Origin of the sequence: Escherichia sp. WS3063 (assembly GCF_046486595.1) — a bacterium.
GTDB classification, from domain to species: domain Bacteria; phylum Pseudomonadota; class Gammaproteobacteria; order Enterobacterales; family Enterobacteriaceae; genus Escherichia; species Escherichia coli.
Genome location: NZ_JBJQKY010000027.1, coordinates 54,145 through 65,877, shown reverse-complemented (window position 1 = coordinate 65,877; position 11,733 = coordinate 54,145). Strand labels below are relative to the sequence as shown.

The 11,733-nt window shown below is 46.2% G+C and carries 10 protein-coding genes and 1 pseudogene; 3 read left to right on the top strand and 8 right to left on the bottom strand.

The features are described from left to right. The 3 genes from ACJHYW_RS20635 to ACJHYW_RS20625 form a co-directional block, all read right to left on the bottom strand. On the bottom strand, window positions 1-1,935 hold a 1,935-nt coding region (locus ACJHYW_RS20635; RefSeq protein ID WP_410233375.1), incomplete at its 3' end, for an ESPR-type extended signal peptide-containing protein. Window positions 1,936-1,978: 43 nt separating this feature from the next. Continuing rightward, window positions 1,979-2,662, bottom strand: coding sequence for a DUF3251 domain-containing protein (locus ACJHYW_RS20630; protein WP_001049679.1), 684 nt, complete (start codon window positions 2,660-2,662; stop codon window positions 1,979-1,981). Window positions 2,663-3,220: 558 nt separating this feature from the next. Next, window positions 3,221-3,583, bottom strand: a complete 363-nt coding sequence (locus tag ACJHYW_RS20625) for a YibL family ribosome-associated protein (protein WP_000665680.1) — start codon at window positions 3,581-3,583, stop codon at window positions 3,221-3,223. A gap of 283 nt (window positions 3,584-3,866) precedes the next feature. Here ACJHYW_RS20625 and yibT point away from each other — a divergent pair, with 283 nt between their 5' ends. Next, window positions 3,867-4,076, top strand: coding sequence for a protein YibT (gene yibT, locus ACJHYW_RS20620; RefSeq protein ID WP_000517099.1), 210 nt, complete (start codon window positions 3,867-3,869; stop codon window positions 4,074-4,076). A 10-nt stretch (window positions 4,077-4,086) separates the two neighbouring features. On the opposite strand, the gene mtlR is transcribed toward yibT, so the two are convergent. From mtlR to mtlA, 3 genes are all read right to left on the bottom strand, one after another. Next, window positions 4,087-4,674, bottom strand: a complete 588-nt coding sequence (gene mtlR, locus ACJHYW_RS20615) for a mannitol operon repressor MtlR (protein ID WP_000228269.1) — start codon at window positions 4,672-4,674, stop codon at window positions 4,087-4,089. Then, window positions 4,674-5,822 carry a mannitol-1-phosphate 5-dehydrogenase gene (mtlD, locus tag ACJHYW_RS20610; protein WP_000645417.1) on the bottom strand — a complete coding sequence of 383 codons (1,149 nt, stop codon included), beginning with the start codon at window positions 5,820-5,822 and terminating at the stop codon, window positions 4,674-4,676. Before mtlD ends, mtlR begins: the two co-directional genes overlap by 1 nt. Before the next feature lie 94 nt (window positions 5,823-5,916). Then, window positions 5,917-7,830: a PTS mannitol transporter subunit IICBA gene (gene mtlA, locus ACJHYW_RS20605; RefSeq protein WP_000093273.1), complete on the bottom strand. Its 1,914-nt coding sequence runs from the start codon at window positions 7,828-7,830 to the stop codon at window positions 5,917-5,919. Between the two features lie 535 nt (window positions 7,831-8,365). Between mtlA and ACJHYW_RS20600 the strand changes: the two genes are divergently transcribed. Next, window positions 8,366-8,728, top strand: coding sequence for a DUF3302 domain-containing protein (locus tag ACJHYW_RS20600; protein ID WP_000479624.1), 363 nt, complete (start codon window positions 8,366-8,368; stop codon window positions 8,726-8,728). 2 nt (window positions 8,729-8,730) lie between these two features. Next, window positions 8,731-9,867 carry an HlyD family secretion protein gene (locus ACJHYW_RS20595; protein ID WP_000364939.1) on the top strand — a complete coding sequence of 379 codons (1,137 nt, stop codon included), beginning with the start codon at window positions 8,731-8,733 and terminating at the stop codon, window positions 9,865-9,867. A 155-nt stretch (window positions 9,868-10,022) separates the two neighbouring features. Here ACJHYW_RS20595 and ACJHYW_RS20590 read toward each other — a convergent pair. Next, window positions 10,023-10,852: pseudogene (locus tag ACJHYW_RS20590) on the bottom strand (helix-turn-helix transcriptional regulator). A 191-nt stretch (window positions 10,853-11,043) separates the two neighbouring features. Continuing rightward, complete coding sequence (locus ACJHYW_RS20585; protein WP_001054916.1) at window positions 11,044-11,550, bottom strand: sigma factor-like helix-turn-helix DNA-binding protein; 507 nt, start codon at window positions 11,548-11,550, stop codon at window positions 11,044-11,046. Between the last annotated feature and the right edge of the window lie 183 nt (window positions 11,551-11,733).

Here is an 11,733-nt window from a genome sequence, read left to right as displayed (position 1 = left end):
GGTGTTAGTGGCGATATTGGTGGTGTTGGTCGCCACGTTATCGTTGGTGGTTTTCAGCTGAGAACCGTTGACGGCGTCGGTGCTGGTATCAGAGAGTTCGCCAGCGGTGACGTTGGTGATTTTGCTGGTGGCATCGGTGCCGTGCGCGGCGCTGAATGCGCCAGCCGCTTTGTTCCACAGCAGGGAATCATCACCGAGACTGTCAACAGCGTCAGTCAGGTTGGTGATATTGGTGGTGTTAGTGGCGATATTGGTGGTGTTGGTCGCCACGTTATCGTTGGTGGTTTTCAGCTGAGAACCGTTGACGGCGTCGGTGCTGGTATCAGAGAGTTCGCCAGCGGTGACATTGGTGATTTTGTTGGTGGCGTTAGTGCCGTGTGCAGCGGTGAATGCGCCTGAGGCGTCGTCCCATTTCAGGGCGTCTTCACCGAGGTTAGTCACCGTATCAGTCAGGTTGGTGATACTGGTGGTGTTGCCAGCCACTTCGCCCGTCAGGTTAGTGATGTTGGTGGTGTTTGCCGCCACATCGTCCTTGGTCGCTTTCAGCTGAGAACCGTTGACGGCGTCGGTGCTGGTGTCAGAGAGCTCACCAGCGGTGACGTTAGTGATTTTGTTGGTGGCGTTAGTGCCGTGTGCAGCGCTGAACGCGGTGCCGTTCCACAACAGAGCATCCTGCTGCAGATCGTACAATTGAGAGCCGTTTACTACATCGGTGCTGGTTGCAGAAACCGTACCTTTAGCAACATTAGTGATTTTACTGGTGGTATTTGAGCCGTGTGCAGCGGTGAATGCCCCCGCGGTTCTATTCCATTGCAGAGTATTATTGTCGATTCCTGACAGAGCATCACCCACGTTATTATAGGTGCCGCTTTTCAACGCGTAGCTTACTGCACTTATGCTGCCATCGTTGCCTACAGTAGCGCCTCCCCCGAGCCGTTTGGCGACTGAATCACTGATCGTATAAAGCTGTGAGCCGTTGATGGCATCGGTACTGGTGTTGCTTATGGCACCAGCAGCCATATTAACAATTTTGCGTTTTGTTGTGCTGTTGCCAACTGAAACTGTATTGCTTGCATCAGTGGTCGATCCTGCGCCGATAGCGACAGAATTGTCGGTCGCTGCTGTAGCCCCTACACCGAGGGCGACAGAATCATTGCCGCTTGCCCTGGATTGACTACCGAAAGCTAGACTGTTGCTGCCTCCCGCGGCACTGCCCTCTCCTAGCGCGATGGCATTCTCTCCTGCAGACGAACTGTTACTGCCCAACGCGATTGAGTTCACTTTGCTTGCAATGCTGCCTTGCCCCAGCGCAATCGCGTTTTGTTCGCTGGCTTCACTTGTGTTACCTAATGCAATACTGGATTCGCCAGATGCCTGACTTGCGTTTCCTAATGCAAGGCTGTATTTACCAAGTGCCTTGCTCTCATTGCCAAGGGCTACCGCGTACTCTGCATCGGTGAAAGCAAATACCCCCATCGCGATGGAGTAACCCGCATTTATGCTTGCACTCGACGAAGCGCCCATCGAAATAGAGCGGTCACCGTTAGATTGTGCTTTAACCCCAAGAGCCAGTGAAGCATTGCCATTCGATTCGCTATATGCACCTAACGCAGTACTCCACATACCTAACGCTTTGGAGTAGTAGCCCACGGCAGTTGCTGCGCCATTCGTTGTGGTATGAGTGCTTGCTTCAGCATCGGTACCAATAGCTATCCAACCTGTTCCATTATTATGACCAGCAGGGGTAACACCAGTACCTGTATCTAACCCTGCCTGAGCTAATGCCCCAGACGACGACAATAATCCACCCGCAACCAGTGCAGAAATTAACAGCTTACTGCGCCCGCTCTTCTTCCCACGACTTTTCGCCGTTTCGCTGGCAACGCTGTAACTGCCCGTCGCCGGATTCCAGATAACTTTAAAAATTTTGTTCATTATTGATGCTCTCTATTCCTTGATATAAGCGCAGAAGCTGCATTTATTTTTTGTTTTTTCGCTGCCGAGTTTCAGCAGATTGAACAGTGTCGAACTGGAGATTGGCCATATTGATGGACAACTTCAGATACTTCAGGTTATTAGGCGAAACGCCTTTTAATGTCAGATTAATGTCTTGCCATTGACCAGGCATTAATTGCAGAGTGGAATTCAGTGTGGTGTTGAAAAGTAATTGTTGCCACTTTGCCAGATCTTTGGCATCGGTGGGTCTTTCATTGCCCCATGTCGCATGAAAGCCAATATTTGATACGGGAACGCTTAATAAATTAACCAGCGAAATACGAATAACGCTGCCATTTTCAACTGCATCAATAGCCAGCACCCGGCCTGCCAAACCAACAGAGCCGTTATTTAAAATGAAGTATTGGGTTTGTGCCGGGTTAAATTCTGTAAAGACAAATTCGTCCTGTTTGTCTTTAACCGCCTTCACCACGCCAGCGAGCGTCTTGGTACTATTTATGATAGTAGTTTGTTGTTTTTCAAAATGTTCTATCTTTCGCTTATCGAGTTCCTGTTGTTTCTCAAGCGCCTCAATTTTGCTTTTTTGCAACTCTTGCTGTGTAACGAGGTCGTCGACCTTACTCGCTTTTTCAATATAGTCACACCCTGCCAATAAGCAGAGAGGCACTATTATTAACACGCTTAACAGTGTTTTCTTTAGGTTCATAGGATGAATTCCTTTTCATAATCCCGATACAGTTGATAATTACGGCACAATCATTTTTTTTATGAATGATTAGAGTGGAGCATATCCGACAAATAAATTTGTTAGAGAATTTTTGTATTAATCGGTTGTGCGAATATGTTATTAAGTGTCAAACAATTTCGGTTTGTAGCCAATAATATTAATCGCGCGGATTTTAATGATCGGTGTCAATCAATGTCAAATGTTTCACCGGTTAAAGGCCTAGGGCAGGGAAAGGTAAATATTCAGTTGAGTGATGTTTTATTGCGAAGTTTGCGATGCTGATAGAAAAATTTAAATAATTAATTATGTTTCAAGCATTGATATGCGGTAATTCATTGTTGATATTGATACATCATTATTTAATTTGTACCTGCTTTTCAGAATTTAGCCTGCTCAGATCGCTCAGAAGTGTAGGTGGAGTTGAATATATAATGTTAAGAACGTTACAAATATTCGATCTCTGAAACAGGCTCCTGCATGTGCCAGCAGGAGCGAGTAAATCGTGAGTGGCTGTAATTACAGCGACGAGAAAGGAACTTAAAACGCGGTCTTAGAGAACCCTGTCATCTCTTGCAGGCCCATTTCACGGCCCAGCGCGGTCATTGGGTGCACAACGACCAGTCCGCGAACGCTCTTCTTCAGTTTACCCATATCAGCTTGTTCTTTTTTAGTAATCGCGCGCTGGAACGGCATCTTCATCAGCTTCTGTGCTTCCTTACTGAGTTTCTGGCTGTGAACTTCGCGCAGGCGAGCAATTTCTGCTTCCAGAGTGGCTTTCTCTTTTTCCAGTTCGGCATATTTGTCTGCGGCTTCAACCAGCGACAGATCGGCCTGCTGGTGACGGATGGCGTCCAGGCGATCGCTGAGACGTTTGATTTCGTTTTTTTCGACTTCTTTCATGTGATGGCTTCTGATAAAGATAAATTTATAGCCCCTAGTATGCGCGACCAGGTGCTTTGTTCACAACTGATGACATTGCAATAGTTCTATAACGTAAACATTAACATGCTTAAAAACTACGCAATTTATTGATTAATTAAGAAATTTAAAGAAAAAAGATAGTTAATAGAAACGGATGATTATTGAGGATTGAGCACGTTTTCCTTAATGTCATTTATACCGGGATCTAAACTAAAATTGGCGGCCGCGCATTCCCGGCGCGGGGTAATACGGAGATATCATCATGGGCAAATTAGGTGAAAACGTTCCGCTTCTTATCGATAAAGCCGTAGATTTCATGGCATCGAGCCAGGCGTTCCGGGAGTATCTGAAAAAACTACCTCCCCGTAACGCGATTCCGTCCGGAATACCTGATGAAAGCGTGCCGTTATATCTACAACGTCTGGAATATTATCGTCGGCTTTATCGGCCGAAACAGGTAGAGGAGAAGTAAGCGAAAGTACTTACTTTTGAAAGGCTTTTTTTAAGCTGATTTTGGAAATCAGCTCTGTCAGTGAAAGGACCATTGTTGATCGCACAGCCTGTTGGTAACGCTGAATTTGCATTGCATACAAACTGGAGTCTGCAGGTTCAAACTGTGGCGGCGGTGGTAACGCCGCCACGCAATGCAGTTCACCAAAGGGTCCAAGGATTTCGTCGTCGGTAAACGCGTACTCGTTGCCGTCGTGATTTAGCTCTTCACGCAATGCCATCAGCAGTTCCGCATCTTCGTATTCCTGGCGGTTAATGACGCCCAACCCGTAAATGAGTTTTAAACGCACAGAAAGATCGCCCAGCGGACCATCGCCGTCGAGTAACGGTTCTACAGCATACTTCACCGCGTAATCGTCTTTGCGGAATACCTGAAGCACCAGAAGATTTACCGCCTCGGTCAAAAGCTCGACGGCGGTGATCAGAAAGCTTCGCACGGTTTTGCCAGCATTCAGACGCTCAAGCACACGGTTTTCAAAGGCCTGGGTTTGTTCCATTGTTGCCTGCATATCTGACAATCTGTTATTCGGGCGCAGGGTGTCCTGCGCCTGGTCCACCATTATTGCATTGCTTTATAAGCGGTTACCGCCTCGGATACAACCTCGCTGTTGGCATCAAGACCGGAAATCTGTGCCAGCGCCGCCTGCGGACCTTTGTCAGCGATCAGTGCTGCCAGTTCCTGAGCCTGCGGATCATCTTCACTGCGGAAGTGCATTGCAGCGGCAATACCTTCAATCAGGTTTTTATGTGGCAGACCATATTCCAGTGTACCGAGCAGTGGCTTAATCAGACGGTCACCAGCGCTCAGTTTACGCAGCGGCTGACGGCCTACGCGCTCTACATCATCTTTCAGATACGGGTTCTCGAAACGACCGAGGATTTTCTGGATGTATGCCGCATGCTTGTCTGCGTCAAAGCCGTAGCGCTTGATCAGTACCGCACCGCTTTCTTCCATCGCACCTTTTACCACCGCGCGGATTTTCTCGTCGAGAATCGCATCACGAATGGTCTGATGAGCCGCCAGTTTTCCGAGGTACGCGGTTATAGCATGACCCGTATTCAGGGTGAAGAGTTTACGTTCGACAAATGCCATCAGGTTGTCGGTTAACTCCATGCCTGGGATGTTCGGCAGCGCGCCTTTGAACTGGGTTTTATCAACAATCCATTCGCTGAATGTTTCTACAGTCACTTCCAGCGGATCGTTGGTTGCAGAAGCCGAAGGCGGCACGATGCGGTCAACGGCGGAATCAACAAAGCCAACGTGTTCTTCTACCCACGCTTTGGCATCTTCCGGCAGGGCGTTCATCACATGTCCTTTCAGCTGTGTGGTGCCGCGGACCATGTTTTCACAAGCGATGATGTTCAGCGGGGATTCATTACCTTGTTCTTTACGTTTCACCAGCCCTTTGGCGATTGCCGGGGCAATACGTTCCAGCACAACCGGGCCCACGGCGGTAGTGACTAAATCAACCTGAGCAATCAGATCAACGACATCATCACCAATGCTGCTGACAGCATTGACGCCGGAAACGGTATCTACCTGCTCGGTTTCACCAACCACATGAACCTGATAGCTATGACGGGCATTCAGGGCATCAAGTACCACCTGATTGACATCGGCAAACGTCAGTTGGATACCCGCGTCTGCCAGCAGTTTACCGATAAAGCCACGACCGATATTACCTGCGCCAAAATGTAATGCTTTCATAGTATTAACCTTCATCAATGTTTTTACCCGAGAGGGCTGGGGTGAGGCTTTTCCCTCACACAAACCCTCTCCGTGAGGAGAGGGTAGGATTGGATTACTTACGACCTGCCAGCAATTCCAGCACTTCATCCACGCTGGTGGTGTGTGCCAGACGCTCGATGACGGACTCATCATCCAGCGCATTGGTCAGGCTGGTGATAACCTGAATGTGCTCGTTGTTACGGGCAGCAATACCAATCACCAGACGGGCAATGTCATCTTCTTCTTCACCGAAGCGCACGCCTTCCGGGTACTGGCAGAACACGACGCCCGTTTTCAGTACGCGATCTTTCGCTTCAACCGTACCGTGTGGCACCGCGATAGACTCACCCAGATAAGTCGGGGTCAGTTTTTCACGATCCAGCATCGCCTGAACATATTCCGGCTCAACGTAACCGCCTTTCACCAGCTGCTCGCCAGCAAAACGAATCGCTTCTTCTTTGGTGGCCGCTTTGCGACCGAGGAAGATGTTCTCCGCGCCCAGTTTGAACAGGTTAGCACTGGAATCGTCAAAGCTGTCTTTCAGACTGTCTTTCACTTTCACTTCGTTTTCAGTATGGCGCTGGGCAGCAACCAGGCGTTCGGTCAGGCTGGTGTACAGGCCGCTGTCGAGGAAGTTGGTCAGCGAAATATGCTGTGCCTGCGGAACCTGGCGCATAGCGCGTTCGGTCAGGTCACGGTGAGTGATGACCAGGTCCACATCTGGCGGCAGGTTGTTGATCGCGCTGTTAGTAACAGAAATCTGCGACAGACCTGCATCCTGAATTTTCTTACGCAGCACACCTGCGCCCATCGCACTGGAACCCATACCGGCGTCACAGGCAACGATGATTTTACGTACGTGGCTCAGGTCGTTAGTCACATCGCCCGCAGACAGCGGAGATGCACCTTTAGACTCAGCTTTCATGTCCTGCATACGACGCGTTGCTGCTTCAATATCATCTTCTTCTTTCACTTTGCTGGTTTTCAGCAAAATAGCAGAGACAACGAAGGAGACAGCCATCGCCGCACATACACCCGCGATGTTAGCGAAATAAGCACCTTTTGGTGTCATTGCCAGTACAGCAAGGATAGAACCCGGAGATGCCGGAGAAACCAGCCCACCGCCCAGGATAGTCAGCGTGAACACGCCAGTCATACCGCCGAGGATAACGGCCAGAATCAGACGCGGATTCATCAGCACATACGGGAAGTAGATTTCGTGGATACCCCCCAGGAAGTGGATGATTGCCGCACCGCCCGCAGACTGTTTAGCGCTACCACGACCAAAGAACATGTACGCCAGCAGCACGCCCATACCCGGACCTGGGTTAGCTTCAATCAGGAAGAAGATGGATTTACCCAGTTCATGGGACTGCTGAATACCCAGCGGCGAGAAGATACCGTGGTTAATGGCGTTGTTGAGGAACAGGATTTTCGCCGGTTCAACAAAGATAGACGCCAGCGGCAGCATGTCATGGACAACCATGAAGTTAACGCCCGCCGCCAGCATTTTAGACAGGGCTTCAACAACCGGGCCAATGCCGAGAAATGCCAGAATAGCGAGGATCATCCCGATGATGCCTGCGGAGAAGTTATTCACCAGCATTTCAAAACCGGATTTGATCTTACCGTCTACCCAGCGGTCGAAGTGCTTAATGCACCAGCCGCCCAGCGGACCTGCAATCATAGAACCGAGGAACATCGGCATGTCTGCGCCGACGATAACGCCCATGGTGGTAATGGCACCGACTACGCCGCCACGTTCGCCGCCTACCAGCTTACCACCGGTATAACCGATCAGCAGTGGCAGGAGATAAGTGATCATCGGCCCGACCAGCTTCGCCAGCGTTTCGTTCGGTAACCACCCTGTTGGAATAAATAACGCGGTGATGATACCCCACGCGATAAACGCGCCGATATTTGGCATCACCATGTTGCTGAGGAAACGACCAAAGCTTTGCACTTTGATCTTAATATCGGATGACATAAAAACACCCCTTCTTATGTTTGCTGTCGCGCAGGCTGGAAGCCCGAGGTTTTTTGTTAATGTGGCGGCAGAGGTAGCCGGACCTTGTAGATACTGCGAAATCTGGCACTGAATCGGTTAACTGTCCAGTCAACGGCTTTTTGTGTGATATGAATCACATAAATATAGGGGGTAGAGAGGTAATTGACGTGATGTGCATCACAAAACTCTTGTGTAAAAAAGCAACAAGGCGGCGATTTTCGCTAAAAATGGCATTTAAATGTGAGTAATGTCACATTTTTGTTTTGTTAGTTTGTTGAATCTTTGTGATCTGAATCACAAGATATTTTCTTACGGCGTTCACCTGATGTGATCTGCAGCATGTTATGCCTTCGTCATAAAATCGTTATGTAACTAAGCAACTCATCACCTCTAAAAATTATTCTTCGGTGTTATGGCGAGAATCGCCAACCCGGATTATTGTCAAAATATCAGCCCGACTCCCATCTGGCTGCCAGCCAAAAACAACACTGATAAACGTGAATCCGAGGCAGATATGTTTCTAAACTACTTCGCGTTGGGAGTGCTGATCTTCGTCTTTCTGGTGATTTTTTATGGAATCATCGCGATACATGACATCCCTTATCTGATTGCCAAAAAGCGTAATCACCCCCATGCCGACGCTATTCATACAGCGGGCTGGGTGAGCCTGTTTACTCTGCATGTTATCTGGCCGTTCCTGTGGATCTGGGCGACGCTCTATCAACCGGAGCGTGGCTGGGGTATGCAGTCACATGTTGCGTCGCAGGAGAAAGCGACTGACCCGGAAATCGCCGCACTTTCTGACCGGATTTCCCGGCTGGAGCATCAACTCGCCGCCGAGAAAAAGACTGACTATTCCACGTTCCCGGAGATCTAAATATGGATCTATTGATTGTTTTAACTTACGTGGCGCTGGCGTGGGCGGTCTTTAAAATCTTCCGCATTCCGGTAAATCAGTGGACGCTGGCGACGGCGGCGCTGGGAGGCGTGTTTCTGGTGAGTGGTTTGATTTTGTTGATGAACTACAACCACCCTTACACTTTTACCGCGCAAAAGGCAGTGATAGCGATCCCCATCACGCCACAGGTGACGGGAATTGTTACTGAAGTCACCGACAAAAATAATCAGCTTATTCAGAAGGGCGAGGTGCTTTTTAAGCTCGACCCGGTTCGTTACCAGGCGCGAGTTGACAGACTTCAGGCTGACCTGATGACGGCGACGCATAATATAAAGACGCTGCGCGCGCAGCTCACTGAAGCGCAGGCCAACACCACCCAGGTTTCAGCGGAGCGCGACCGTCTGTTTAAAAATTATCAACGTTACCTGAAAGGCAGCCAGGCGGCGGTGAATCCGTTCTCGGAACGTGACATCGACGATGCGCGGCAAAATTTCCTCGCGCAGGACGCGCTGGTGAAAGGCTCGGTGGCGGAGCAGGCGCAGATCCAGAGCCAGCTCGACAGTATGGTTAACGGCGAGCAGTCGCAGATTGTGAGCTTAAGAGCGCAACTTACTGAAGCAAAATATAACCTTGAGCAGACTGTCATTCGCGCACCGAGCAATGGCTACGTTACTCAGGTACTGATCCGCCCAGGTACATACGCAGCTGCCTTGCCGCTACGTCCGGTGATGGTTTTCATCCCCGAGCAAAAACGGCAAATTGTCGCCCAATTTCGGCAGAACTCGCTGTTACGTCTGAAACCCGGCGATGATGCGGAAGTGGTGTTTAACGCGCTACCTGGGCAGGTGTTTCACGGCAAACTGACTAGTATTTTACCTGTCGTGCCAGGCGGTTCTTATCAGGCGCAGGGGGTATTGCAATCATTAACGGTCGTGCCCGGCACGGACGGTGTGCTGGGAACCATTGAACTGGACCCTAACGATGATATTGATGCCTTACCCGACGGCATTTACGCCCAGGTAGCAGTTTACTCCGACCATTTCAGCCATGTTTCGGTGATGCGGAAGGTGCTGCTAAGAATGACCAGTTGGATGCATTATCTTTATTTGGATCATTAAATAATATTAATGTATTGAATCTTGTAAATGTGGTTGAGAGCAAAAAATTGCAAATACAGGACATGAGAATTCGCTGTTCAGGCAGCGAAACTCGTGCCCTTTTTGTCTAGTCCACTGAGAATATAAACGCTCCTTTGATGCCCAAAAGTGGACATTTAATTATTTCTTTTTACCTTGAGAGAAAACTGTTTCGGTGTAATACCAAAATAGCTCTTAAAGTTTCGAATGAAATAAGATGTACTGGTATATCCAACATCATATGCAATACTATTAATATGTTTTTCAGTGGATGTAATCATCTTTGCTGCATGATGCATTCTGATATCTAACACCAACGCATTAAAGTTATTGTTTTCTTTTTCAAGTTTTTTTCTAATCGAAACCTCAGACATATGCAAAATATCCCTAAGATCCATTAACTTCCAATTTCTTGATAAATCTGATTCGATAATTTTTTTGATTTTTTCTGTAAAAGTGATATCTGTTGAAACTGATAGTGAATAAACAAGAGGTTCAATTTCATGGATTCTGGAAAGTAAATAGGCTATTTTATAAACTTGTCTGTGTTTCGGTAAGTTATTATTAATCAGACGTTTAAAAATTTCTTTATCTGTTTCCTCAAGGATATAAAAAAATATTTTTTTTCTTATTTGACTCACTAGTTGATGGCCTAAAAGAAGTGGCTCCATAACCTTACACACGCTATTTAATAGATAGCTATCAATAGTATAGATATCATAAGGTATACCGCTGCCAAGCACTTTTAATGTTGCATCAACGACAAGATTCTTTTCTATATAGCATAAAGAAAAAGGAGGGATGTTAATAACATCTCCATCTTTTGCTTTAATAACTAATTGTGCATTTCTAATAAAAATCATTGCGCTATTATAAAAACGAATTTTTTTAATGTAAGTGTATGATTTTTGTCTAGATTTCTATTGACAGAGATGTCAAGCTTTGTACAAGTAACTCGACTATTCATAAAGCCACCTCATGCTTTGTATATATATAATTCCATGAGTTATTAAGTTGTGTAAACTCGAAAATTCAACGTGAGTTAATTTTAAACAATCTAATAAATAATTAAAAAAAACAATGAATTATATGCGTAATGGATGTAATCACTATAAGAATAATAATATTATCGTAATGAAATTATGCGTAATTAACGAGTCAATCCTCAGGTTCAATTGTTTGGTTAAAAAAAATTCTTAATAATGCGGGTAATTTCCTGGTTGTTTTCATCCCCAACTTAACTTTGATGCGACTGACTCGATAATAGATTTTTTCTTTTGAGAGATTAGTCATTTTTGAAATCTCTCTTACACTCTTACCATGAAAATAGAAAAGGTATAAAATCTCCATTTCAATATTATTTAAGGAGTTTATTGCTTCACTTACCGATGCCTTCTTTTTATGAATGTAGATAGAGTTATGATGTATTCTAATATTATTAGTCTCAATACACTTTATCGATTTTCCGGATAACAGAAGACTATATGCATAATAATTTTTAATATCACAAATAAGATAAATCTCATTTGTATCAAAATCAGCTCTGACTATGTCATCGATTTCTGTAAAATCTATGCATCGAAATGTTTTGTTAATATCAGATATCAACCGCATCCCGTAATTGAAAAAATTATTATCACTGGCAAGTATAAAGACAAGATTCATACATATCCTAAAATATTATCTTTTATATTATGCGACAACTATAAGATAAAGATTTTTTAATATCTACATTAAAAATATAAAGATTTGATAAAAAACTATAACTAATTAACCAGTAAAATAACAATAATTACTTTTAGTAGAGTTGAGTACTTCAGGTGACGCTCATTATCGTATGCATTTATA

What these genes read in the sequence shown, in the direction of transcription:
- mtlA (WP_000093273.1), bottom strand. Translation starts at nt 7,830, where the DNA reads ATGTCATCCGATATTAAGATCAAAGTGCAAAGCTTTGGTCGTTTCCTC.
- ACJHYW_RS20630 (WP_001049679.1), bottom strand. Translation starts at nt 2,662, where the DNA reads ATGAACCTAAAGAAAACACTGTTAAGCGTGTTAATAATAGTGCCTCTC.
- mtlD (WP_000645417.1), bottom strand. Translation starts at nt 5,822, where the DNA reads ATGAAAGCATTACATTTTGGCGCAGGTAATATCGGTCGTGGCTTTATC.
- ACJHYW_RS20595 (WP_000364939.1), top strand. Translation starts at nt 8,731, where the DNA reads ATGGATCTATTGATTGTTTTAACTTACGTGGCGCTGGCGTGGGCGGTC.
- ACJHYW_RS20600 (WP_000479624.1), top strand. Translation starts at nt 8,366, where the DNA reads ATGTTTCTAAACTACTTCGCGTTGGGAGTGCTGATCTTCGTCTTTCTG.
- yibT (WP_000517099.1), top strand. Translation starts at nt 3,867, where the DNA reads ATGGGCAAATTAGGTGAAAACGTTCCGCTTCTTATCGATAAAGCCGTA.
- mtlR (WP_000228269.1), bottom strand. Translation starts at nt 4,674, where the DNA reads ATGGTGGACCAGGCGCAGGACACCCTGCGCCCGAATAACAGATTGTCA.
- ACJHYW_RS20585 (WP_001054916.1), bottom strand. Translation starts at nt 11,550, where the DNA reads ATGAATCTTGTCTTTATACTTGCCAGTGATAATAATTTTTTCAATTAC.
- ACJHYW_RS20625 (WP_000665680.1), bottom strand. Translation starts at nt 3,583, where the DNA reads ATGAAAGAAGTCGAAAAAAACGAAATCAAACGTCTCAGCGATCGCCTG.